The sequence below is a fragment of the Methylobacterium endophyticum genome, from assembly GCF_050591105.1.
Lineage (GTDB): Bacteria > Pseudomonadota > Alphaproteobacteria > Rhizobiales > Beijerinckiaceae > Methylobacterium.
The window spans coordinates 1-23,915 of record NZ_JBNHES010000002.1 but is presented as its reverse complement, the minus strand read 5'-3'; the positions used below and the strand labels follow the sequence as shown (position 1 = coordinate 23,915).

Below are 23,915 nucleotides of genomic sequence, written 5' to 3'. Positions count from 1 at the left end.
GAGATGAAGCAGGCGCTGCTGATCGCCGCCGTCGACCCCACCATCGGCGGCGTGCTCATCTTCGGCGACCGGGGCACCGGCAAGTCGACGGCGGTGCGGGCGCTGGCCGGGCTGCTGCCGCGCATGCGGGCCGTGGCCGGCTGTCCCTATGCCTGTGATCCCGACCGTCCTGCCGGGCACTGCCCTCTCTGCCAGGGCAGGCAGGGGTTGAAAGGCAAGCTCGTGCCGGTGCCGGTGGTCGATCTGCCGCTCGGCGCGACGGAAGACCGCGTCGTCGGCGCCCTCGACCTGGAGAAGGCCCTCAATCTCGGCGAGAAGGCGTTCGAGCCGGGGCTGCTGGCCCGCGCCAATCGCGGCTTCCTCTACATCGACGAGGTCAACCTGCTCGAGGACCATCTCGTCGACCTGCTGCTCGACGTGGCGGCCTCGGGCGTCAACACCGTCGAGCGCGAGGGCCTGAGCGTGCGCCATCCCGCCCGCTTCGTGCTCGTCGGCTCCGGCAACCCGGAGGAGGGGGAGCTGCGGCCCCAGCTCCTCGACCGCTTCGGCCTCGCCGTCGAGGTGACGACGCCCGCCGACGTCCCGACCCGGATCGAGGTGGTGCGCCGGCGCGACGCCTACGAGCGCGATCCGGCCGGCTTCGCCATCCGCCACGCCAGGGCCGAGAAGGCGCTCTCCCGGCGCGTCGCCGAGGGGCGCGAGCGCCTGCCGCACGTCGCCGTGCCCGACGCCACACTGGAGGCCGCCGCGCGGCTCTGCATGGCGCTGGGCACGGACGGGTTGCGCGGCGAGCTCACCCTCATGCGCACCGCCCGCGCGCTCGCCGCCTACGAGGGCGAGGCGGAAGCGGGGGTCGGCCATGTCCGGCGGGTGGCGCCCTCCGTGCTGCGCCACCGGCTGCGCCGCAACCCGCTCGACGAATCGGGCTCCACCGCCCGCGTGGAGCGCGCCGTCGCCGAGATCCTTCCGTGAGCGACGCGCCCGGACCGAACGACGGCCGGGCGGCCTGGGCCGACGCGCTGGCGGCGGCCTCCCTCGTCGCCGCCGACCCGCACGGCACCGGCGGGGTCTGGCTGAAGGCGGCCGCCGGCCCCGTGCGGGACGCCTGGCTCGCCGCGCTGCGGACCATGCTGGCCCCGTCCGCGCCCCTGCGCAGGATGCCGCCCGCCATCGCCGACGACCGGCTCCTCGGCGGCCTCGACCTGCCCGCGACGCTCGCCGCCGGCAGGCCCGTGGCGCAGAAGGGACTGCTCGCGGAGGCCGATGGCGGCCTCGTGCTGGTGCCGATGGCGGAACGATTGCCGGCCGGCACCGCCGCCCGCCTCGCCGCCGCGCTCGATTCGGGCCTCGTGCGGGCCGAGCGCGAAGGGCTCGCCACCCTGGCGCCCGCCCGCATCGGCCTGATCCTCCTGGACGAGGGCATCGACGACGAGCGCGCACCCGCCGCCCTCGCCGAGCGACTGGCCTTCCATGTCGACCTCACCGGGCTCGGGCTCGCCGACATCGCGGCGGACGCCCCGACCGGGGCCCCCGCTCCAGCGCCTCGGAAAAGCAAGGAGCCGACGGCCGATCCCGAGGAGGAAGGCGATCCGCCCTTCGACGCGGCTTCCTGCCTCTGCGAGACGGCCGCCGCGCTCGGGATCGGGTCGCTGCGCGGACCGCTCCTCGCCCTGCGGACCGCCCGGCTGATCGCGGCGCGCGACGGGCGCTCCTCCATCGGGGAGGACGACGCCGTCGCGGCGGCATGCCTCGTCCTCGCCCCGCGCGCGACCCGCCTGCCGCCATCCGACCACGAACGGGAGGCCCCCGCGCCCGAGGAGGAGCGCGAGCGGCCGCCGGACGGCGACGGAGCCGGCGAGCAATCCCGGCCACCGGAAGACCGCGTGCTGGACGCGGCGCGCGCCGCGATCCCGCCGGGTCTCCTCGCGCTGATCGCGGCGGGCGGACCGGCGCCGCGCACCGCCCGCACCGGCAAGGCCGGCCTGGCGGCCCCGGCCGCGCGCTCCGGCCGCCCGGCGAGCACCCGCCCCGGCGATCCGCGCCGCGAGCGCCTCGACCTCGTGGCGACCCTGCGCGCCGCCGCCCCCTGGCAGCGGCTGCGCCGGGCGGAACGGCCGGAGGCGCCCGCGCGCGTGCTGGTCCGCCCCGGCGACGTCCGCGTCCGGCGCCATCGCCAGCCCACGCAGACGACGACGATCTTCGTGGTCGACGCCTCCGGCTCGGCGGCGACGGAACGGCTCGCCGAGGCGAAGGGCGCCGTCGAGCTGCTGCTCGCCGAGGCCTATGTCCGGCGCGACAGGGTCGCGCTCATCGCCTTCCGGGGGACGGGCGCCGAACTGGTGCTGCCCCCGACCCGCTCGCTGGCGCGCGCGCGCCGCTGTCTCGCCGGCATGCCGGGGGGCGGCGGCACGCCGCTCGCCGCCGGGCTCGACGCGGGCGTCGCCCTGGCGCTCTCCGTGCGCAGGGGCGGCGGCGTTCCCGCCATCGTCCTGCTCACGGACGGACGCGCCAACATCGCCCGCTCGGGCGAGCCGGGCCGGGCGCGCGCCGGAGAGGACGCCCTCGCGGCCGGCCGCCTGCTGCGCGCCGCCGATCTCGGCGCGATCCTGGTCGACACGGCTCCCCGTCCGCAGGACACCGCCAGACGGCTGGCCGAGGCGATGGCCGCGCGCTACCTTCCGCTCCCGCATGCCGATGCCGGCATGCTGAGCCTCGCCGTGACGCATGCGGCCCGGACCACGACGGCGGCCTGATCCGATGCGCGCGCTCACCGACGACCGCCCGCTCTGGGAGCGCGAGGGCCGCGACTGGCCGAACCGCGCGGCGAGCCGCTTCCTCGACGCCTCGGGCCTGCGCTGGCACGTTCAGGAGGCCGGCCCGGCCGACGCGCCGGCGCTGCTGCTCGTGCACGGGACGGGCGCCGCGACGCATTCCTGGCGCGCCCTGCTGCCGCTGCTGTCGGAGCGATTCCGCGTCGTCGCGCCCGATCTGCCCGGACACGGCTTCACCGATCCGCTCCCCGACGCTCGCCTCTCCCTGCCGGGCATGGCGGCGGCGCTCGGCGGCCTGCTCGACGCCCTCGGCACACGGCCCGCCATCGCCGTGGGGCATTCGGCGGGCGCGGCGATCCTGGCGCGGATGTGCCTCGACGGCACGATCGCCCCTCGGCTTCTCGTGGCGCTCAACGGCGCGCTGAAGCCGTTTCCGGGAATGGCGGGGTTCCTCTTCCCCGGCATGGCGAAACTGCTCTTCCTCAACCCGGTGACGCCGCGCGTCTTCGCCTGGTCGGCGGACGGAAAGGCCGTCGAGCGCCTGATCCGCGGCACCGGCTCCAGGCTCGACCAGGAGGGCATCGACCTCTACGCCCGGCTCTTCCGGCGCACGGGCCATGTCGCCGGGGCGCTCGGCATGATGGCGAACTGGAACCTCGACGCCCTCGACCGCGACCTGCGAAACCTCGCGGTCCGCATGCTCCTCGTCGTCGGATCGGAGGACCGGGCGATCCTGCCGGACACCGCCTTCGCGGTGCGCGACGGGCTGCCCGACGCGCGCGTGGAGCTGATCCGGGGTCTCGGGCATCTCGCCCACGAGGAAGCACCGGAGCGGATCGCCGAGCTTCTGCTGCGCGAGGCGGAAACAGCCGGAATCCTCGCCACCGGAAGCGTCGACGCCTGACGGACGCAGTCCGGGGACCGGACCCGCCGGAATCCCCTTGCCTCGACGCCGACAGGCACCGTACTGTCAGTTTATGTTGACACTCGACGCGTCAATTCAATCCGATGATCGGGCATCCGAGCGGCCGCATGCGATCGTCATCGGTTCCGGCTTCGGCGGCCTGGCGGCGGCGATCCGGCTCGGCGCACGCGGCTATCGCGTGAGCGTGCTCGAACGGCTGGCGGAGCCCGGCGGGCGCGCCCGAGTCCACCGGCAGGACGGGTTCACCTTCGACGCCGGCCCCACCATCGTCACGGCGCCGTTCCTGTTCGAGGAGCTGTGGCGGCTCTGCGGGCGCTCCATGGCGGAGGACGTCGCCCTGGTGCCGATGCTGCCCTTCTACCGCATCCGCTTCGAGGACGGCGCGAGCTTCGACTACAGCGGCGACCCGGAGGCCATGCGCGCGGAAGTCGCCCGCTTCTCGCCGGAGGACGTTGCGGGTTACGAGCGCTTCATGGCGCGCAGCGCCGAGATCTGCCGGATCGGCTTCGAGGAGCTCGGGCACGTCCCCTTCGGCTCGGTGCGCGACATGCTGCGGATCGCGCCGGACCTGCTGCGGCTCGGCGGCCATCGCAGCGTCTACGATGTCGTCGCCCGCTACATCCGCGACGAGCGCCTGCGCACGATCTTCAGCTTCCACCCGCTGCTCATCGGCGGCAGCCCGTTCCGCGCGAGCGCGATCTACTGCCTGATCGCCCATCTCGAACGGCGCTGGGGCGTCCATTTCGCCATGGGCGGCACCGGCCGTCTGGTGGATGGCCTCGTCGGCCTGATCCGGGGGCAGGGCGGCTCGCTGCGCTGCGGCGCGGACGTAGCCGAAATCGTCGTGGAGGCGGGCACCGCCACGGGGGTGCGGCTCGCCGGGGGTGAGACGATCCGCGCCGACATCGTGGTCTCGAACGCCGATTCCGCCTTCACCTATGACCGCCTCGTGCCGAAGGAGGCCCGGCGGCGCTGGACGACGCGCCGGCTGCGGGCGTCGAGCTCGTCCATGGGGCTGTTCGTCTGGTATTTCGGGACGCGCCGGAAATATCCGGGGCTCGCCCATCACACCATCCTGATGGGGCCGCGCTATCGCGGGCTCATCGACGACATCTTCCGCCGGAAGAAGCTGGCCGAGGATTTCAGCCTCTACCTCCACCGGCCGACCGCGACCGATCCCCTGCTCGCGCCGCCGGGATGCGATGCCTTCTACGTGCTTTCGCCGGTGCCGAACCTCGACGGCGGCCAGGACTGGGCGCGCCTCGCCGAACCCTACCGGCAGGCCATCGAGACGGCGCTGGAGGCGAGCGTGCTGCCCGGCCTGCGAGAGGCGATCGTCACCTCGCGGGTGACGACGCCGCAGGACTTCGCCGACGACTTCCTCAGCTTCCGGGGCTCCGGCTTCGGGCTGGAGCCGGTGCTGACGCAATCCGCGTGGTTCCGGCCCCACAACGCCTCGGAGGACGTGGCCAACCTCTATCTCGTCGGCGGCGGCACCCATCCGGGGGCGGGGCTGCCCGGCGTGCTCTCCTCGGCCAGGGTGCTCGACAAGGTGGTGCCGGATGCGCGCGTCTTCGCCTGATTGCCGCCTCGCCATGCGCGGCTGGGGCACCTTCGCCTCGGCCGAGGACCACGCCTATTGCCGCGATGCGATCCGGCGGGGGTCGCGCAGCTTCCGCGCCGCCTCGCTGCTGCTGCCGCCCACGGCGCGCCGAGCCTCCCTGGGGCTCTACGCTTTCTGCCGGCTCTCGGACGACGCCGTGGACGACGCTCCGCGCGGCATCGGCCGGCACGAGGCCGTCGACCGGCTCGCGGCCCGTCTCGAGCGGGCGGCGGCGGGCGATCCGCTCGACCATCCCGCCGACCGAGCCCTCGCCGACCTCCTCGCCGCCCACGCCGTCCCGGCGGCGCTGCCCGCCGCCCTGATCGAGGGCCTCGCCTGGGATGCCGCCGGCCGGCGCTACGCGAGCCTCCCCGATCTGCGCGCCTACGCCGCGCGCGTCGCTGCCTCGGTGGGGGCCGTCATGACCCTGGTCATGGGCGTGCGCGATCCCGCGACCCTCGCCCGCGCCTGCGATCTCGGCGTGGCGATGCAATTGACGAACATCGCCCGCGACGTCGGCGAGGACGCCCGCGCCGGTCGCCTCTACCTGCCTCTCGACTGGCTCGCCGAGGCCGGCATCGACCCGGACGCGTTCCTCGCCGATCCGCGCCCCACGCAGGCGATCAGGGGTGTCGTCGCCCGCCTGTTGGCCGCCGCCGATCCGCTCTATGCCCGCTCGGAGGCTGGCATCGCCGGGCTGCCCCCCGCCTGCCGTCCGGCGATCCGTGCCGCGCGGCTGATCTATGCCGAGATCGGCCGGGAGACCGCGGAGAACGGTTTCGACAGCATCGGACCGCGCGCCCGCGTCCCCGGCCGCCGCAAGGCGGCGCTGCTGGCCCGCGCCCTCAGGCCGCTGGCGAACGAGGCCGTCGCCGCCGCCCCGGCCCTGCCGGAAACGGCCTTCCTGGTCGAGGCGGGCGCACTTTCGGCGCAAGCCGCTCCTCCGGCCTTCGCCTGGTGGGACGTGGCGGGGCAGGCTGCGCGCGTGCTCGACCTCGTCGAGGCCCTGCGGGAGCGGGAAACGCTCGTGCGCGAAGTCGCCTCGTAGGCGATCGACCACCCGCATTTCCCTCCCCCCTCTGCGGGGGAGGGTGGCCCTCGCCTCGGCGAGGGTCGGGAGAGGGGAGCGCCGTATCCGGAAAGGGCGCTCCCCTCTCCCGACCCGCTTCGCGGGCCACCCTCTCCCGCAACGGGGAGAGGGGACGATGCGTTCGCATCGACCGGAATCCGTAGCAGGCGCTTTCAGAAACGCCTGCCCGAGCGGCTACGCCTCGCCGCGCCCCTGGCCGCCGCCGAGATGGAAGACCCGGTGCGGCACCAGCTCGCCGCGCTCGACGTCGCCCACGGCCACGAGCACCCCGCCGCTGGTGGCGAAGATGCGGCCCTCGCTCGGGGCGTCGCGCCCGCGCAGGATGACCGGCTGGCCGCGCATCAGGCGCATGGCCATGTCGCGGGAAATGCTGACCGAGGCGAGGTCGCAGAGCGCCGTCTCGACGGGCTTGAGATGCGCGCGGTTCTCCTCGGCCGGGCCTTCCAGCGCGGCGACGGGGCAGGAATCGGCTTCGTAGAACGGGCCGACGCGGGTGCGCCGCAGGCTCGAGACATGGCCGTAGCAGCCGAGCAGCCGGCCGAGGTCGCGCGCCAGCGCCCGCACATAGGTGCCCTTGCCGCATTCCGCCTCGATCACCGTGCGGTCGTCCGAATGCTCCACCACCGCGAGCCGGTCGATCTCGACAGGCCGGGCCACCAGCTCCACCGCCTCGCCGTCGCGGGCGAGATCGTAGGCGCGCTCGCCCGCGATCTTGATGGCGGAATAGCGCGGCGGCACCTGCTCGATGGTCCCGACGAAGCGCGGCAGCACCGCCTCGACCGCCTCGCGGGTGGGCCGCGCGTCGCTGGTGGCGACGGGGCGCCCCTCGGTGTCGTCCGTGTCTGTCTCGACGCCCCAGGTCACGGTGAAGCGGTAGGCTTTGCGGCCGTCCATGACGAAGGGGACGGTCTTGGTCGCCTCGCCGAGCGCGATCGGCAGGATGCCCGAGGCCAGCGGATCGAGGGTGCCGGCATGCCCGGCCTTCTTGGCGTTGAAGGCGCGCTTGACCACCGCGACGGCATGCGTCGAGGTCATGCCGACGCCCTTGTCGAGGATGACCCAGCCCGAGACGTCGCGCTTCTTGGGACGATCGGGGCGCGGGCCGCCCTGGCGCGGCGGACGCGGCAAAGGCGAATGGGCGGCGGCGGGCGCGGGCACCGGCCCGGCTTGTGTCTCGTTCATCGGATCCTCGGCGGCCTCGTGGGGCCCGGCTTCATGGGTCTCGCGGGGAGGGACGGCGGCGGGAATCAATGCCCGGCCCCGGCGTCGGGTTCTGCGATCTCGTCGCCCTCGTCTTCATCCTGGGGCGCGGGGGCGAGGTCGCGCCGGACGCGCTCGGTGCGCAGCAGCGCGTCGATGCGGGCGGCCTCGTCGAAGGTCTCGTCGCGGCGGAAGCGCAGCTCGGGGGCGTATTTCAGGTTCACCCGCCGGGCGACCTCCTGGCGCAGCGCCTTGCGGTTGCGCTCGAGCGCCGCGATCACCGGCGCCTCGTCGATGCCGCCGAGCGGCATGACATAGGCGGTGGCGAGCTTCAGGTCCGGCGACATGCGCACCTCCGGTACGGTGACGACGTGGGAGCCGAGCACCGGGTCCTGAATATCGCCGCGCTGGAGCACCTCGGCGATGGCGTGGCGGACGAGCTCGGCCACGCGCTGCTGGCGCTGGGAGGGTCCGGCTTTGGGTGGTTTCTGGGGCATCGCGCCGCCTGCGGTCGGTGACGATCTGTGAACCGGACATCCCCGCGCCCCGCGCGGAAGACGATGCGGGAGCAATCGGGATGCCGGAACGAAAACGGCGGTCGCAGCACCCGCTGCGACCGCCGGGACGGGCCGTGAGGCCGGGTCTTACAGGGTGCGGCGGATCTCTTCGACCCGGTAGCACTCGATGACGTCGCCGGCGCGCATGTTCTCGAAGTTCTCGAAAGCCATGCCGCATTCCTGGCCGGAGGTAACCTCCTTAGCGTCGTCCTTGAAGCGCTTGAGGGTCTTGAGCTTGCCCTCGTGGATCACCGTGCTGTCGCGGATGAGGCGGACATGCGCGCCGCGCTCCACGACACCGTCGGTGACGCGGCAGCCGGCGACCTTGCCGACCTTCGACACCTCGAAGATCTCCTGGATGCTGGCCTCGCCGAGACGCTCCTCGCGCAGGGTCGGCGGGAGCATGCCCGAGAGGGTCGCTTTGATGTCGTCCACGAGGTCGTAGATGATGTTGTAGTAACGGATCTCGGTGCCCGACCGGTCGGCGGCCTCGCGGGCCTCCTTGTGGGCGCGCACGTTGAAGCCGATGACCACGGCCTTCGACGCCTGGGCGAGGGTGATGTCGGATTCGGTGATGCCGCCGACGCCCGAGAGCAGGATGCGGGCCGCGACCTCGTCGTTGCCGAGCTTCTCCAGCGCACCGGCGATGGCTTCCACCGAGCCCTGCACGTCGCCCTTGATGATGACCGGCAGCTCCTTGCGGCCGGCGCCTTCCTTGAGGTCGCGCATCATGTCGACGAGCGAGCGGTTGGCGCCCCCCGTGCGGGCGGCGAGACGCTCGCGCTTGATCCGGGCGCGGTACTCCGTGACCTCGCGGGCACGGGATTCGTTGGTGACGACCGCCACCTTGTCGCCGGCCTCCGGCGTGCCGTTGAAGCCGAGCACCTCCACCGGGACCGACGGGCCGGCGTACTGCACCACCTCGCCCTTGTCGTCGATGAGGGCGCGCACGCGGCCCCACTCGGCGCCGGCCACCACGATGTCGCCGGTGAACAGGGTGCCGCGCTGGACGAGCACCGTCGCCACCGGGCCACGGCCACGGTCGAGCTGGGCCTCGATGACGGTGCCCTCGCCGTCGCGCTTCTCGTTGGCGCGCAGGTTCATGATCTCGGACTGGAGCTGGAGACCTTCCAGCAGCTCGTCGAGGCCGTCGCCGGTCTTGGCCGAGACCTCGAACTCGAGGGTCTCGCCGCCCATCGACTCGACCTGGATGTCGTGCTGGAGCAGCTCGGTGCGCACCCGCTGCGGGTTCGCCTCGGGCTTGTCGATCTTGTTGATCGCCACGATGAGCGGAACGCCCGCCGCCTTGGCGTGCTGGATGGCCTCGATGGTCTGGGGCATCACGCCGTCATCGGCCGCCACCACCAGCACCACGATGTCCGTCACCTTGGCGCCACGGGCGCGCATGGAGGTGAAGGCCGCGTGGCCGGGGGTGTCGATGAAGGTGACGAGGTCGCCCGAGGGCGCCGCCACCTGGTAGGCGCCGATATGCTGGGTGATACCGCCGGCCTCGCCGTCGACCACATGCGCCTTGCGGATGGCATCGAGCAGCGAGGTCTTGCCGTGGTCGACATGGCCCATGATGGTCACGACCGGCGGGCGCGGATCGAGATCGTCCTCAGTATCCGGCTCGTCGTCGTGCAGGCCCTCCTCCACGTCCGATTCCGCCACGCGGCGCACGGTGTGGCCGAGCTCCTCGGCGATGATCTGCGCCGTGTCGGCGTCGATCACGTCGGTGATCTTGTGGATCTGGCCCTGCTTCATCAGCAGGCGGATCACGTCCACGCCGCGCTCCGACATGCGGTTGGCGAGTTCCTGGATCGTGATCGTCTCCGGGATCGTCACCTCGCGGGAGAGCTTCTCCTTCTGCTCCACATGCCGGTTGCCGCTCATGCGCTGCTGGCGGCGGCGGAACGAGGCGACGGAGCGCGTGCGCTCCTCCTCGCCCGCCGTGGCGTTGGCGATGGTCAGGCGGCCACGGTTGCGGTCGCCGCCCGGCGACTTCGGAGTCTTGGGCGGAGTGATGATCTTGAGCGGCATGCCGGGACGGCGGATGACGCGCTTGGTCTCGCTCTCGTCCTCGTTCACCGGGGTGGCGCGGCCGGCGGGACGGGCCGTCGTGGCGGCACCGGCGGGACGCGCGGCGGTGGCCGCGCCCGGAGCCTTCTCGGGCTCGGGCGCCGGGGCCGGACGGGCCATGAAGTTGAGGTCGCGGGGCTTCCTCACATCGGCGGTGATGGTCTTGCGCGGCTCGGCCGGCGCGGGACGGGCCGTCAGCGGCGGGCGCGCGGGCGTCGCCGCCGCGGGACGGGCAGCGGCAGGGGCGGCCGGACGCGCAGCAGCGGCGGGAGCCTGAGCACGCGGAGCGGCGGCGGGAGCAGAGGCTGCGGTCTGCGCAGGCGCGGCCGGGGCGGCGGCCACGGGAGCGGGCGGCGCCACCGGAGCGGCGGACGGGGCAGGGGTCGGAGCGGCAACCGGAGCGGCCTTGGCGACCTCGGGGGCCTTCACCTCAGCGACGGGCTCCTTGGCGGCAGGTTCCTTGGCCTTCGCCTCGGCGGCTTCCTTCGCCTTGGCGGCCTGCTCGGCTTCGGCGCGGGCGCGTGCCTCGGCGGCCTCCCGCTCGCGGCGCTGGGCATCGGCGCGGGCATCGGCCTCGGCGGCACGGCGCGTCTCCTGCTCGCGGCGCTGGGCATCGGCGAGGGCGGCGGCGCGGGCATCGCGCTCGCTCTCGCTCAGCGTACGCAGCACGGTGCCCGAGCGCGGTGCGGGCGCGGCCGGACGGGCTGGAGCGGCAGGGGCGGCCGGCGCCGGGCGCGGCGCGGGAGCGGGCTGCGCGGCGGGGGCATTGCCGGGGACGGCGCCGATGACGCGTCGCTTCGTCTCGACGATCACCTGCTTGGTGCGGCCGTGCGAGAAGCTCTGGCGCACGACGCCCGGCTCGATCGGGCGCTTCAACGACAGCGGCTTCCTCGATGAAATATCTGGCGTCTTGTCGCTCGGGTTGTTCGTATCGCTCATTCAGCCTGACCCCTGGGGGGTTCCATCGTCCCGTGGACCGACGCCCTGCGGGGTGCCGGTGGAAAATCCTGCCTCGTCATGCAGAACGGAAGCGGTCTCGCCGTGTCGGGCGGAACCGTACTCCTCGGTCGTCGTCGCCACGCCCTCGAACGAGCGGAGCCGACGCCAACGCGCGAGGCAGCCGGCAGCACCGACTCCAGCGACGAGCGCCGCGTGTATCACATGATCCCGGCCCAAGGCCATGTCCAATTCGGTGCCGGACAGGTCGTCGAGTACGGGAAAGCGGGATATGGCATCCCCGAGCCGCCTGTGCAACGCCGCGCGGAGCTTGCGCCGGCCGTCGAGGCTCGAATCCGAGGCATGGATCACCGCCGCGACCCCGGCCTTGTCGCCGATGGCCGCCTCGACCTTGGCGAATCCCGCCACCACGCAGCCGGCCTTGTTGGCCAGGGCGAGCGCCTGCCGCAGATCCGCCCGCAGCGCCAGGCCCACCCGGTCGGCGAGGTCGGCGGCGGGTCTGGCGTCTCCCGTCTTGAAGGCGCGCTGGAACTGACGGCGTTTGATCGCCTCGCCCAGCGTCGCCCGGCTCGCGCTCACCCAGGCGCCGCGCCCCGGCAGCTTCGCCTTGAGATCGGGCACCACCTCGCCCTCGGGTCCGAGGACGAAGCGGATCATCGCGTCGGGATCCTGGACGGTCCGGGTGACGATGCAGGTGCGCTCGGGACGACGGCGGCCGAGGGCCGGCCCCGAATCGAGCCCGACCGCCTCCGTATCGTCGTCCGCCACGTCCGTCATGCGATCAGCCCGATCCTCAGCCCGCCTGGGCCTCGGTCTGCTCTTCGGCGGGCTCGCCTTCCTCGACGGCTTCCGGCTCGGGGGCGGCCTCGATCCAGCCGGCATGCACGCGCGCGGCCATGATCATGGCCTCCGCCTCGGCCCGCGACAGCTCGAACCCGTCGAGATAGCCCGCGTGGCGCGTCGCCTCGGGGCCGCGCCCCTCGGTGTAGCCGACGAGATCGTCGGTGGCGCAGCCGGCGAGGTCCTCGATGCTCTTCACGTCGTTCTCGCCGAAGGCGACGAGCATTGGCGTGGTCACGCCCTCGATCTCGCGCAGTTCGTCCTGCACGCCGAGCTCGGTGCGCTTGGCGTCGTGCTCGGCCTCGATGCGGGCGAGATGGTCCTGGGCGCGGGCCTGGATCTCGGCGCCGGTCTCCTCGTCGAGCCCCTGGATGGAGGAGAGTTCCTGCGTGTCGACATAGGCGATCTCCTCCACTGAGCGGAAGCCTTCCGCCGCGAGGAGCTGACCTACCGTCTCGTCGACGTCGAGGGCCTCCATGAACACCTGCGTGCGCTCGGCGAACTCCTTCTGCCGGCGCTCGGATTCCTCGGCCTCGGTGAGGATGTCGATATCCCAGCCGGTGAGCTGCGAGGCGAGGCGCACGTTCTGGCCGCGCCGGCCGATGGCCAGCGAAAGCTGGTCGTCGGGCACCACCACCTCGATGCGGTCGGCCTCCTCGTCGAGGACCACCTTGACGACCTCGGCCGGCTGGAGCGCGTTGACGATGAAGGTGGCCTGATCCTCCGACCAGGGGATGATGTCGATCTTCTCGCCCTGAAGCTCGCCGACGACGGCCTGCACGCGCGAGCCCCTCATGCCGACGCAGGCGCCCACGGGATCGATCGAGCCGTCGCGCGAGATCACGGCGATCTTGGCGCGCGAGCCCGGATCGCGGGCCACCGCCTTCACCTCGACGATGCCGTCGTAGATCTCCGGCACTTCCTGGCCGAAGAGCTTGGCCATGAACTGCGGATGCGAGCGCGACAGGAAGATCTGCGGCCCGCGCACCTCGCGGCGCACGTCGAAGAGGTAGGAGCGGATGCGGTCGCCGGGGCGGAAGGTTTCGCGCGGGATCATCTCGTCGCGGCGCACGATGCCCTCGCCGCGCCCGAGATCGACGATGACGTTGCCGTACTCGACCCGCTTCACGAGGCCGTTCACGACCTCGCCGATGCGGTCCTTGTACTCGTCGAACTGGCGGTCGCGCTCGGCGTCGCGGACCTTCTGCACGATCACCTGCTTGGCCGACTGGGCGGCCACGCGCCCGAAATCGAACGGGGGCAGGGTGTCGGAGATGACGTCGCCGACCTGGGCGGCCGGGTTGTAGTAATGCGCCTGGTCGACAGTGATCTCGCGGGCGTCGTTCTCCACCAGCTCGACCACATGGAGATGGCGCGACAGGCGCAGCGCGCCGGTCTTCGGGTCGATCTCGGCATGCACGTCGGTCTCGGCGCCGTAGCGGGAGCGGGCGGCCTTGGCGATGGCCTCCTCCATCGCCTCGATGACGATCTGGCGGTCGATCACCTTCTCGCGGGCGACCGCGTCGGCGATCTGGAGGAGCTCGAGCCTGTTGGCGCTGACGACGGCCATCGGTGGCGTTCCTTCTCTTGTCTTCTCGACTGGTGCCGGGGGCGCCGCGCGCAGGCCCGGCCCGTTGCTAGTGAAGCCTGCCCAAGTCCTTCAGACGGGCGGCCTTGGTGACGATGCCGCCCTTGTCGCGGGCGGCCTTCGATGCCGGATCGGCCTTCGGCGCGGGCTTGCCGGACGCCTTCTTCACGGGCTTGCCCGCCTTCTTCGGCCGCTGCGGGCCGGGGATGACGCGGACGGGCACGGCCTCGTCCTCCTCCTCGAACGCGTCCTCGTCGTCCTGGGGAGGCGCCGAGCCGCGACGAAGGGATTCGCGCACCAGTTCGTCGGTGAGGACGAGATGGGCCTCGGCCAGGTCGGCCAGCGGCAGGTCGTAGCGCGAGGGCAGCCCCTCCTTCACGTCCGGCAGGTCGATGGGCACGGTCCTGCCATCGGCGCTCGGCGCGCCGATCAGCCCCCGGAAACGCTTGCGGCCGTCGAGGGGGCGGGCCATCTCGACCTTCGCCTCATGGCCGGCCCAGCGCGCGAAATCGGAGACGCGCACCAGCGGCCGGTCGATGCCGGGCGAGGAGAGTTCGAGATAATAGGCGCCGCCCACCGGGTCCTCGAGATCGAGGATCGGCGAGATCGCGCGGCTGACGGTCTCGCAATCCTCCACCGTCATGGTGCCGTCGGGCCGCTCGGCCATGATCTGCACGGTGCAGCCCTGCGTGCTCGACACGCGCACGCGCACAAGCCGGAAGCCGAGCCCCTCGATCGGCCCCTCCACCGCCTGCGCGACGCGCGCGGCGACCCCGGTCTCGCTGATGAGACGCTTCTCGGAAGGCTCCGCCATGCGCGCGTCCGGTCTCCGCTGGTGACGATTCGGGACAGATCCTGCGGCGGGCGGCGGCAATAAAAAAGAGCGGACCCGGTGGGGCCCACTCCCGAACCGCAGCCTGTCGACTGCAACCAGAACTGTTGACTGACGATGTAGCGCCGGATCGCGCCGAATTCAAGCGCGCTCTGCCGGCGGGGGCGGCGCCTGCGCATCAGCCGCTTCTGCGCCATCGCGGCCACCACCGCGCCGTCGCCGGCAATCCGGCGCGCGTCATGCGCCTGCGCTTCCCGGAAGCCGATATCGCACGCCTGCTGCGGATCGCCTGGTGGGACTGGGAGCCCGAGCGCATCACCCGCCATCTCGGCGCCATCGCCGACGGAAACGTCGACGCCCTGGAGGCGGCGGCCTCAGCGTGAGGCGGCGACCGTCGAATAGGGCGTCACCGGCGGGGTCAGCGGCAGGGCGCGGTCGGTGAGCAGCACCGCCATGACCCAGGCCGCGACGAAGGCCAGGAAGAGCATCTCGCGCAGGGTGAGGCGCGGAGCGGGCGGCTTGCGGGGAGGAGGCGGAACGGACACGGCTGAGACCATCGGTTGGCGACGTCGCCGCCGGTATGGCCCCGGATTGTTGCCGGATTATGTGGGAAAAATGCCCACAAAAATCAGCGCTACACAGGCGCACCTTCCAAGGGGAACGGCGCGGGAACCCAATACGGAGCGACCTTCGTTCCAAGAATATTGTCTTCTTCCCATCGATGCAGCAGCCTTGCCAGCGCCGCACGATCCCCCGCCATCAACGGTTCGCCGAGGTTGCAGATCTTGTCGTAGACCGGCTGGTAATATCGCCACCCGGTGTCCCGCCCTTTCACGTATTCGGGACCGATGGTCCGCCAGATGGCCTGCGCGTTTGTCAGGTCGCCGAGGACGATGCTCGGAAAAAGGCCGACCTCGCGGGCGAGATGCACCTCGGCGTCGCGATGCCCACGCACGGCCTGAAGGTATTTCTCCAACGTGTCCACCGACCTGAGCCAGGGCAGGATGTCCGTTTCGAGATACGAGAGCAGATCTCCGGCCATCGTCGGGTCGGTGACGAGCCAGTTCCCGCTCTTCGTGACCGGATGAGCCAACCGATCCGCGTACCAGCCGAAACTCTTCGCGAACATATCGGTCGGCCTGTATGTCTCCTTGAACGTCCAGCTCGGGACGAAGCCGTCGACATCCGAGCAGCGGTCGATCACGACGCTCCTCGCAATATGCGTGAACGGCACCAAGTACAGGGATCGACCTATCAGCACCACATCGCGATTTCGTTCGAGCAACGGTTTCACGAGTTGCTGAACCTGCTTGGTCGTCGTCATTCGCGCGGCCTCACCTGGATCACGATGATACGCGTGGTCTCGGGAAAATTCTTCTTGACGATCTTCACCAGATCGAGCGCCCGCGCCGGCTCGATGCCGCGCACACCTGTCTTGTAATCATAGATGCAAGCCGTTCCGGGCACGGTCCGCTCCAGCAGATCGAGTCGGAGCGTGCCTCTCTGGCCATAAAATGCATCGATCCGTTCAGGAAGAAGCGATAACTCCGCGCGAAAATTGGGATTATCCATCTCCTTGACGATCTGTGCGATCCGCGCGTGCACCTTGTTCCCAAAATCCTGCGGCGAGCGGTAGAGGCCGCTTTGACGGACCTCGGCGGCGACCTGATCCGTCATGGTCAGAACCTCTCCGTTGCGCGGGCAGGCGGCGTCGAGGGTGGTCTGATCGATCCGCCCGACCCAGGCGGCCGGGTTCTGGTCGAGGGCCCCGTCCGTCCGGTACTCGTTCGCCGAGAGGCCGAGCACGGCCGTGCCGGACCGGTCGTTGCGGGCCGATTGCACCGCGAACAGGATGCCGAGGAGTTGCAGCGTCCGCGCGACGCCGATCCCGACACCGATCAGGGGGACGGCCGGGAGGAACGCCGGCTGCACCGTGGGCTCGGCGATCACGCCCTCCGGCGTGAAGGTGCTGCGCCCCAAAACCTCCCCGGTATCGCCGTCGCGGATGGTCTGGGTGGCGCCGGAGGTCTCGACGATGCGGCTCTCGCCGTCCGGCGCGACGACGGTGCTCTGCTCGTCGAACGGACGCGGCCGGGCGCGGATGCGGATCGTGAGGACGCGGCTTCCGTCCCCGGCGACCGCCTGTTCCGTCTCCGGCGCCTTCGGACTTGGGGCGTCGTCGGCGGGCGTTCCTCCGATGGAGCCGGTCGTCGCCGGGTCGACGTCTCCGTTCGAGATCCAGCGGCCGCCGCCGGGTTGTCCGGCGGGGACGCGGGGCTGGTCGGCGTCGAACGACCGCTCCAGTCGGAGTTCGAGGCGGAGCAGGGCGAGGTCGGCCGCCACACCGGCAAGTCGGTGCCGCCCCTCCGCAAGCCGCCCGTCGAGAGAAAGCCCGTTTCGCATGCCGATTCCCTTCGCGTTCGCGCAATAGGAAAATCAGCCTATCAAAATCAGACCCGGTTTTGTGTATTATTTCCTATTCAGCGTACCCGGCGGCCAAAACGAAAACGCCGCCCCGTTTCCAGGGCGGCGTGCTCGGCGCGATGGCGTGAAGGGGTTTTGGGCTCAGGCGGCCTGCTTGGCCTTGGTCAGGAGCTTGCGGTTCACGAGCAGCTCCGCGATCTGCACCGTGTTGAGGGCCGCGCCCTTGCGCAGGTTGTCCGAGACGCACCAGAAGTTGAGGCCGTTCTCCACCGTGGCGTCCTCGCGGATGCGCGAGATGTAGGTCGCATCCTCGCCGGCCGCCTCGTGCGGGGTCATGTAGCCGCCGTTCTCGCGCTTATCGATCACCAGGATGCCCGGCGCGGAGCGCAGGATCGCGGTGGCCTCCTCGGGCGTGATCGGGTTCTCGAACTCGACGTTCACCGCCTCGGCATGGCCGATGAAGACCGGCACGCGCACGGCGGTGGCGGTGAGCTTGATCGCCGGATCGAGCATCTTCTTGGTCTCGGCGACCATCTTCCACTCTTCCTTCGTGTAGCCGTCCTCCATGAACACGTCGATGTGCGGGATGACGTTGAAGGCGATGCGCTTGGTGAACTTGCCCTGCTTGATCTCGCCGGCCGTGAACACCGCGCGAGTCTGGTTGAACAGCTCGTCCATGGCCTCCTTGCCGGCGCCGGAGACGGACTGGTAGGTCGAGACCACCACGCGCTTGATCTTGGCGACGTCGTGCAGGGGCTTCAGCGCCACCACGAGCTGCGCGGTGGAGCAGTTGGGGTTGGCGATGATGTTCTTCTTGGTGAAGCCCGCGACGGCGTCGGCATTCACCTCGGGCACGATCAACGGAACGTCCGAGTCGTAGCGGAACGCGGAGGAATTATCGATCACGACGCAGCCCTGCTGGCCGATGCGCGGCGACCACTCCTTCGAGGTCTCGCCGCCGGCCGACATCAGGCAGATGTCCGTGTCGGAGAAGTCGTAGGCGTCGAGGGCTTTGACCTTGAGGATCTTGTCGCCGAAGGAGACTTCCTGGCCCTGGCTGCGGCGCGAGGCCAGCGCCACCACCTCGTCGGCCGGGAAGGCGCGCTCGGCCAGGATGTCGAGCATCTCGCGGCCCACGTTGCCCGTGGCACCGACGACGGCGACCTTGTAACCCATCTCTCTCACTCCGCTCCACGCCGCGCGAGGGCAGGGGAGGCCGGAGGTCGCAAGCCGATGCGCCGCCGCCCGTCCCGCGAGGCCGCATCGGGCGGCCCCGGCGTCCATAGCGAACGCAGCCGGTCCCGCGCGATGCGGGCCGGCCCCTCGGAAACGGGGAGCAAGACGCCCGCCGGGCCGCCCTGTCAAGGCCGTCCGGGGGCGGCAAGGGGCGCGCGGGCCGCATCCGCCGGGAGGCATTGGCAGATCTGAAACCGGACGGCCGGTTCGCAACGGTCGATTAGCCTCTTTCTGCCATCGTCGCTGGACGAACTCGGCAGGCCGCCATGCCTTGCCCGTCCCACGGAAGCCATGCCGCGCGACCCTTCACCCCTTGCGCAGGACGAACCGCCGGCCGACGACGTCGTGCCGCTACCGCGCGCCCGGCCCTTCGGCGCCGTGCGGACGATGGCGCGGATCGCGGGCGCGGCGGCCATCGTGGCGGCGCTCAGCCTGTTCGCCCGCGAGACCATCCGCAGCCATCCCCCCGTCCAGCCGGCGGAGGGGGCGCTGTCCGTCACCTTCACGCCCTCGACGCCGCTGTCCTCGGTCCCCGAGGCGAGCCGGCCGCGCGTGTGGCTGCGGCTGGAGGAGCCGGCCGCGTCGAGCTCGCTACCAGCCGGGCCCGCCGTGCCGTTCAGCGAGGACAGCCTGACGCAAGGCACGTTCGAGGCGATCGAGTCGCCGCATCTCATGGTCACGGTCTCGCAGGGGGACGACGACGGCCCGCAGAGCCTGTTCGTGACCCTGGCGCGCCGCGCGGCGGACGGGCCGGGGCTCGCCGTCACCCGCACGGGCGAGCGCGGCCGCATCGACACCAAGTTCGGCCCCATGGAGACCATCGAGGCGACGCTCGTCGGCGCATCGAGCCGTATTTGCACCGGCTTCGCCAGCCTGGAGCCGCGTCCCGTCCGCATCGACGGCTGGCTCTGCGCGCCGCTCGGACAGCCCCCCGAGCGTCAGGCGCTGGCCTGCACCATCGACCGTCTCGCCCTGGACGGGCCGGCGGATGCCGCCACCGAGGCCGTGTTCGGGCTCGCCAAGGCCCGCCGCGATCCGCATTGCCAGCCCGCCCCGCTCCCTGTCGCCGCCGCGCGGGACACCGGCCTTCAGACGGGGGCCATCGGACTTCGCCGGCGCTCGAAAAAATAAGGCGACAATGCGGCAAAAAGTGTAAGCTCTGCCATATTCCAGGGAACTCCGGTTCCGCTCGAACGTCTACCCGGCACGGCGCCGCAGATTGTTAATCCGCCGGTGCCACCATCATTCCACGCTTCCCAACACGAGGTGCGTCATGCGCTCTTCCACGATCGCCCTTCTCGGCGCCCTGTCCGTCCTCGGCGTCGGCCTGAACACCGCGGCGGACGCCCAGGGCGGCTATGCGCCGCGCGGCTATGTCCGGGTCAGCGCCCCGCTGCCGATCCGCATCCGTCCGCGCAGCTGGCTCGACGCCGGCAACGTCGTGGAGCCGAACAGCGGCGCCGTCGGCAACCCGGCGACGAATCCCCGCTTCATCGCCGCCTCGAACCTGAACTCGCCACCCTACGGCCGCAACGACCTGTTCGGCACGCTGCCAGATCCGATCACCAACGGCCCGTTCATCGGCGCCCGCTCGACCGCGATCCGCAATGTCGACTTCTCGGCGGTGGACGCCATCGACCCGACCTCGTACCGCGCCCGCTACGGCGCCCCGTACTGAGCCTCGCCGGGATAGCGAACGACAACGACAGCGAACGAGAAAGGGCGTCGGCCACGCGGCCGGCGCCCTTTTTCCATGCGCGGCAGGGGGTTGGGCGGTTCAGCCGACCCGCGCCTTGAGGGCCGCGACGACGGCGTCGCCCATTCCCTTGGTGCCGACGACCCGCGAGCCCTCGGAGGCGATATCGCGGGTGCGGGCGCCGCCGGCCAGCGCATCGGTGATGGCGCCGTCGAGGAGATCGGCCGCCTCGCCGAGACCGAAGGAGTAGCGCAGGCACATGGCGAGCGAGCCGATCATGGCGAGCGGGTTCGCCGCGTCCTGGCCGGCGATGTCGGGCGCCGAGCCGTGCACCGGCTCGTAGAGCGCCTTGCGCGTGCCCCGGTCGTCGACCTCGCCCAGCGAGGCCGAGGGCAGCATCCCGAGCGAGCCGGTGAGCATCGCGGCCGCATCGGAGAGGATGTCGCCGAACAGGTTGTCGGTGACAAGCACGTCGAACTGCTTCGGGCGCCGCACGAGCTGCATGGCGCAGTTGTCGGCGAGGACGTGCTCCAGCTCGACATCGGCGTAATGCGCCGCATGGACCTCGCCGACGACCTCCTTCCAGAGGACGCCGGACTTCATGACGTTGTTCTTGTCGGCCGAGGCGACGCGGTTGCCGCGCTTCCTCGCCAGGTCGAAGGCCACATGCGCGATGCGGGCGATCTCGCCCGTGGTGTAGACCTGCGTGTCGACCGCGCGCTTGCTGCCGTCCGGCAGGGTGGTGATCTCCTTCGGCTCGCCGAAATAGACGCCGCCGGTGAGTTCGCGCACGATCATGATGTCGAGCCCCTCGACCAGCTCGCGCTTGAGCGCGGAGGCGTCGGCGAGAGCCGGATAGCAGATCGCCGGGCGCAGGTTGGCGAACAGGCCGAGATCCTTGCGCAGGCGCAGCAGGCCCGCCTCGGGGCGGATGTCGTAGGCGACGCCGTTCCATTTCGGGCCGCCGACGGCGCCGAGCAGGATCGCGTCCGCCGCGTCCGCGCGCTTCAGGGTGGCGTCGGCGAGGGGCTTGCCATGCGCGTCGATGGCCGAGCCGCCGACGAGATCGGTCTCGGTCTCGAAGGAGGCGAGCCCCGCCTGTCCGAGGAAGGCCACCACCTTGCCCACCTCGGCCATCACCTCGGGGCCGATCCCGTCGCCGGGCAGGAGGAGGAGGTTGTAGCTGGGCATGGCCGCTGTCCCGATGCGCGAAGGAAGGTCAGGGCGCGGCTGTATCGACGCGGACGCGTCGTTGGCAAGGCTCAAACGCGCGGGGCCGGCGCCATCCCGTGCCGCCGGCCCCGCCCGCCCGTCAGGCGGCCCGCTTCTCGATGACCACCGTGTCGACGCTGTCGGCCGGCTCGTAGAGCCAGCGGGCCAGCGACCCGGCGATGACCGCCCCGAAGACCGGCGCCAGCCAGAACAGCCAGAGCTGCCCGACGAATTCAGGCCCGGCGAAGAGGGCGGTGCCGGTGCTGCGCGCCGGGTTGACCGAGGTGTTGGTGACGGGGATCGAGATGAGATGGATCAGCACCAGCGCGAAGCCGATCGGGATGCCGGCGAACCCGGTCGCCGCGCCCTTCGAGGTCGTGCCGATGATGATGAACAGGAAGAAGAACGTCAGCAGGAACTCTATGGCGAGGCAGGCCCCGAGACCGTACTTGCCGGGGCTGAGATCGCCATAACCGTTCGAGGCGAAGCCGCCTGGCACCCAGCCCGGCTTGCCCGACGCGATCAGATAGAGGACGGCCGCAGCCGCGATCGCGCCGCCGACCTGGGCGAGGATGTAGGGGACGACGTGGCGGTTGGCGCAGCGCCCCGCCGACCACAGCCCGAGCGTCACGGCGGGATTGAAATGGCCGCCGGAGATATGCCCGACCGCGTAGGCCATGGTCAGCACGGTGAGGCCGAAGGCGAGCGCGACACCGAGGAAGCCGATGCCGAGTTGCGGATAGGCCGCCGACAGCACGGCGGCTCCGCAGCCGCCAAAAACCAGCCAGAATGTGCCGAAGAACTCCGCGGATGCGCGGCGGGTCGTGTCGGTGCTCATGATGAACTCGCAATGCAGGCGGAACCGGGCCGGGACCGTTCCGCATCCGGATCACGAACCGGCACGCGCGTGAGCGGCTTCGGCGGGGCCCGCGCCCGCCACGGCGCCCCGCTTCAAACTACTCGTGTGTTCGTTTTCATACAATCGTGAGAAGCCGCGCCGCCGGGCGGCCGATTGCGCAGGACGCAGCCCCGCACTCGGGTCTTGTGCTCGGGTCTTGCGTCTTGCCCTCAGGTCTTGCGCGCCACGGTGAAGCGCGCCGCCTCGCGCAGGGTCTGGGCGCGCTCGCCCCAGCGGCTCACCGCCTCCTCGCAGAGACCGACCAGCCGGTCGCACTCGGCCCGCGCCCCGTCGAGACCGAGCCGGTCGACCAGGGTGGCCTTGCCGGCGTCCTTGTCCTTGCCGGTGGCCTTGCCCATCGCCTCCGGGGACGCCTCGCGGTCGAGGATGTCGTCGGCGATCTGGAAGGCCTGGCCCAGGGCGAGGCCGTAGCGCAGCAGCGCGGCACGCTCGTCCTTGGTGGCGCCCCCGACGATGGCACCCGCCTCCACCGAGAAGGCGAGGATGGCGCCGGTCTTCATGGCCTGGAGCTGGAGGGTGTCGTCCACGTCGAGGGAGACGGCACCGAAGCGGCCCTCGGCACCGAGATCGAGGAGCTGGCCGCCGACCATGCCGCCGAGCCCGGAGGCGCGGGCGAGGCCGAGCACGAGATCGGCCCGGATCGCGGCATCGGGCTGCCAGGTGGAATCGGCGAGGATCTCGAAGGCGAGGGTCTGGAGCGCGTCGCCGACGAGGATGGCGGTGGCCTCGTCATAGGCCTTGTGAACGGTGGGCTTGCCCCGACGCATGTCGTCGTCGTCCATGGCGGGCATGTCGTCGTGGACGAGGGAGTAGCAGTGGACGAGCTCGATCCCCGAGCCCGCCGCCAGCGCCCCGGCCTCGGAACCGCCGAGCATCCGCGCCGTCTCCACCGCGAGGAACGGGCGCAGGCGCTTGCCGCCGCCGAGCACCGCGTGGCGCATCGCCTCCATCAGGCGCGCCGGCCGGGCGATCTCGCCGGGCTGCACCTCCGGCCCGAGACGGTCGGCGAGGAAGGCTTCCACCGAATCGGCCACGCCCGCAAGCTTGTGGGAAAACGCCGCCGCGGCGGCATCCGCCTTGACCGAAACGGAGGAAGCTTGCGTTGAGGTCATGGTCGAGGGCCTTGGCTCAAAAACCTCGGTCGGTGCGGAACCGTGGTCGGGAATGGAAGCGTCGCCTTGCGGAACACCAATCTCGGTCAGGCCCCGGACGACGCGCCGGCGACGGACCGAAGCGGCCCGCCGCGCCCCGGCCGGAGCCGGCTCGCGAGGCGGCTGACCGCCCTCGTCCTGCTCGTCCCCATGGCGCTCGTCGTCGTCTTCCTGACGCTCGCGCTCGTCTATAGCGCGGTGAGCCCGCCCTCAACCCTCATGCTCGGCCGCTGGCTGACGCTCCAGCCGGTGGACCGCCGCGCGGTGCCGCTGGAGGCGGTCTCGCCCTATCTCGTCCAGGCCGTGATCGCCTCGGAGGATCAGCGCTACTGCCTCCATAACGGGGTCGACTGGGGGCAGTTGCGCGACGTGGTCGACGACGAGGACGGGCCCTCGCGCGGGGCCTCCACCATCCCGATGCAGACGGTGAAGAACGTCTTCCTGTGGCCGGGCCGCTCCGTTCTGCGAAAGGCGCTCGAAATCCCGCTCGCGGTCGTGACGGACACGCTCTGGGGCAAGCGGCGCGGCTTCGAGATCTATCTCAACGTCGCCGAATGGGGCAGGGGAATCGCATATGAGTATCGTGGGCGTTGCGTTTTTGAGTTTGATCGATTCTGACCAAGCTTTTCTCTGTGAGGGGCATGGCTGTGGTCGAGGATCTGCTCGTCATCCTGCGTGAAGTGCGCGATCCGCGCGACTTCACGGCCCGCCACGACTTGGGGGAGCTGCTGTTCCTGGCTCTGTGCGGGCTGGTGTGCGGCGAGAAGACCTGCGTCGAGATCGCCGACTTCGCCTCCGCCCACGAGGCGGAGTTCCGCGAAGTGCTGGCCCTGCG

At 71.4% G+C, this 23,915-nt stretch carries 22 protein-coding genes and 1 pseudogene; 10 read left to right on the top strand and 13 right to left on the bottom strand.

What is annotated here, in order from left to right; all coding sequences use genetic code 11:
* Nucleotides 1-3: 3 nt before the first annotated feature.
* The 5 genes from bchI to ACP56T_RS02615 all read left to right on the top strand — a co-directional run bounded on the left by bchI (nt 4) and on the right by ACP56T_RS02615 (nt 6,347).
* Nucleotides 4-972 carry a magnesium chelatase ATPase subunit I gene (gene bchI / locus ACP56T_RS02635; protein WP_430910895.1) on the top strand — a complete coding sequence of 323 codons (969 nt, stop codon included), beginning with the start codon at nt 4-6 and terminating at the stop codon, nt 970-972.
* Nucleotides 969-2,753, top strand: a complete 1,785-nt coding sequence (locus ACP56T_RS02630) for a magnesium chelatase subunit D (protein WP_430910559.1) — start codon at nt 969-971, stop codon at nt 2,751-2,753. The genes bchI and ACP56T_RS02630 overlap by 4 nt, the downstream gene beginning before the upstream one ends.
* A 4-nt stretch (nt 2,754-2,757) precedes the next feature.
* Nucleotides 2,758-3,675, top strand: a complete 918-nt coding sequence (gene bchO, locus ACP56T_RS02625) for an alpha/beta fold hydrolase BchO (RefSeq protein WP_430910558.1) — start codon at nt 2,758-2,760, stop codon at nt 3,673-3,675.
* A gap of 73 nt (nt 3,676-3,748) precedes the next feature.
* Entirely contained in the window at nt 3,749-5,278 is a 1,530-nt protein-coding gene (locus tag ACP56T_RS02620; protein WP_430910557.1) for a phytoene desaturase, read from the top strand.
* Complete coding sequence (locus ACP56T_RS02615) at nt 5,259-6,347, top strand: phytoene/squalene synthase family protein (protein WP_430910556.1); 1,089 nt, start codon at nt 5,259-5,261, stop codon at nt 6,345-6,347. The genes ACP56T_RS02620 and ACP56T_RS02615 overlap by 20 nt, the downstream gene beginning before the upstream one ends.
* Nucleotides 6,348-6,563: 216 nt before the next feature.
* On the opposite strand, the gene truB is transcribed toward ACP56T_RS02615, so the two are convergent.
* From truB to rimP, 6 genes are all read right to left on the bottom strand, one after another.
* The gene (truB, locus tag ACP56T_RS02610) at nt 6,564-7,571 is read right to left on the bottom strand and encodes a tRNA pseudouridine(55) synthase TruB (protein ID WP_430910555.1); all 1,008 of its coding nucleotides are present in this window, start codon (nt 7,569-7,571) and stop codon (nt 6,564-6,566) included.
* Nucleotides 7,572-7,636: 65 nt separating this feature from the next.
* On the bottom strand, nt 7,637-8,086 hold the full coding sequence (rbfA, locus tag ACP56T_RS02605; protein ID WP_430910554.1) for a 30S ribosome-binding factor RbfA: 450 nt from the start codon (nt 8,084-8,086) through the stop codon (nt 7,637-7,639).
* Between the two features lie 147 nt (nt 8,087-8,233).
* On the bottom strand, nt 8,234-11,164 hold the full coding sequence (infB, locus tag ACP56T_RS02600; RefSeq protein WP_430910553.1) for a translation initiation factor IF-2: 2,931 nt from the start codon (nt 11,162-11,164) through the stop codon (nt 8,234-8,236).
* Entirely contained in the window at nt 11,165-11,959 is a 795-nt protein-coding gene (locus ACP56T_RS02595) for an RNA-binding protein (protein ID WP_430910552.1), read from the bottom strand.
* 16 nt (nt 11,960-11,975) lie between these two features.
* On the bottom strand, nt 11,976-13,592 hold the full coding sequence (gene nusA, locus ACP56T_RS02590; protein WP_430910551.1) for a transcription termination factor NusA: 1,617 nt from the start codon (nt 13,590-13,592) through the stop codon (nt 11,976-11,978).
* Between the two features lie 67 nt (nt 13,593-13,659).
* Entirely contained in the window at nt 13,660-14,424 is a 765-nt protein-coding gene (rimP, locus tag ACP56T_RS02585; protein ID WP_430910550.1) for a ribosome maturation factor RimP, read from the bottom strand.
* A 125-nt stretch (nt 14,425-14,549) separates the two neighbouring features.
* Between rimP and ACP56T_RS02580 the strand changes: the two genes are divergently transcribed.
* Complete coding sequence (locus tag ACP56T_RS02580; RefSeq protein ID WP_430910549.1) at nt 14,550-14,825, top strand: hypothetical protein; 276 nt, start codon at nt 14,550-14,552, stop codon at nt 14,823-14,825.
* Here ACP56T_RS02580 and ACP56T_RS02575 read toward each other — a convergent pair.
* From ACP56T_RS02575 to ACP56T_RS02560, 4 genes are all read right to left on the bottom strand, one after another.
* Nucleotides 14,817-14,987, bottom strand: coding sequence for a hypothetical protein (locus tag ACP56T_RS02575; RefSeq protein WP_430910548.1), 171 nt, complete (start codon nt 14,985-14,987; stop codon nt 14,817-14,819). The two genes, ACP56T_RS02580 and ACP56T_RS02575, sit on opposite strands and share 9 nt — an antisense overlap.
* An 89-nt stretch (nt 14,988-15,076) precedes the next feature.
* The gene (locus ACP56T_RS02570; protein ID WP_430910547.1) at nt 15,077-15,766 is read right to left on the bottom strand and encodes a hypothetical protein; all 690 of its coding nucleotides are present in this window, start codon (nt 15,764-15,766) and stop codon (nt 15,077-15,079) included.
* Complete coding sequence (locus ACP56T_RS02565) at nt 15,763-16,785, bottom strand: hypothetical protein (RefSeq protein ID WP_430910546.1); 1,023 nt, start codon at nt 16,783-16,785, stop codon at nt 15,763-15,765. Before ACP56T_RS02565 ends, ACP56T_RS02570 begins: the two co-directional genes overlap by 4 nt.
* A gap of 222 nt (nt 16,786-17,007) precedes the next feature.
* Entirely contained in the window at nt 17,008-18,042 is a 1,035-nt protein-coding gene (locus tag ACP56T_RS02560) for an aspartate-semialdehyde dehydrogenase (RefSeq protein ID WP_430910545.1), read from the bottom strand.
* 351 nt (nt 18,043-18,393) lie between these two features.
* On the opposite strand from ACP56T_RS02560, the gene ACP56T_RS02555 reads away from it, so the two are divergent.
* On the top strand, nt 18,394-19,233 hold the full coding sequence (locus tag ACP56T_RS02555) for a hypothetical protein (protein WP_430910544.1): 840 nt from the start codon (nt 18,394-18,396) through the stop codon (nt 19,231-19,233).
* A gap of 142 nt (nt 19,234-19,375) precedes the next feature.
* The gene (locus tag ACP56T_RS02550; RefSeq protein ID WP_430910543.1) at nt 19,376-19,780 is read left to right on the top strand and encodes a hypothetical protein; all 405 of its coding nucleotides are present in this window, start codon (nt 19,376-19,378) and stop codon (nt 19,778-19,780) included.
* Between the two features lie 99 nt (nt 19,781-19,879).
* Here the strand turns inward: ACP56T_RS02550 and leuB are convergent, their stop codons facing one another.
* The 3 genes from leuB to ACP56T_RS02535 form a co-directional block, all read right to left on the bottom strand.
* Nucleotides 19,880-20,989, bottom strand: a complete 1,110-nt coding sequence (gene leuB / locus ACP56T_RS02545) for a 3-isopropylmalate dehydrogenase (RefSeq protein WP_430910542.1) — start codon at nt 20,987-20,989, stop codon at nt 19,880-19,882.
* Nucleotides 20,990-21,110: 121 nt separating this feature from the next.
* The gene (gene aqpZ, locus ACP56T_RS02540; protein ID WP_430910541.1) at nt 21,111-21,848 is read right to left on the bottom strand and encodes an aquaporin Z; all 738 of its coding nucleotides are present in this window, start codon (nt 21,846-21,848) and stop codon (nt 21,111-21,113) included.
* Nucleotides 21,849-22,078: 230 nt separating this feature from the next.
* Nucleotides 22,079-23,041 carry a polyprenyl synthetase family protein gene (locus ACP56T_RS02535; RefSeq protein ID WP_430910540.1) on the bottom strand — a complete coding sequence of 321 codons (963 nt, stop codon included), beginning with the start codon at nt 23,039-23,041 and terminating at the stop codon, nt 22,079-22,081.
* A gap of 189 nt (nt 23,042-23,230) precedes the next feature.
* Here ACP56T_RS02535 and ACP56T_RS02530 point away from each other — a divergent pair.
* Nucleotides 23,231-23,650: pseudogene (locus ACP56T_RS02530) on the top strand (biosynthetic peptidoglycan transglycosylase); the annotation flags it as partial.
* 71 nt (nt 23,651-23,721) lie between these two features.
* Nucleotides 23,722-23,915, top strand: a 194-nt coding sequence (locus ACP56T_RS02525) for a transposase family protein (protein ID WP_430910539.1), incomplete at its 3' end; no start/stop codon positions are given.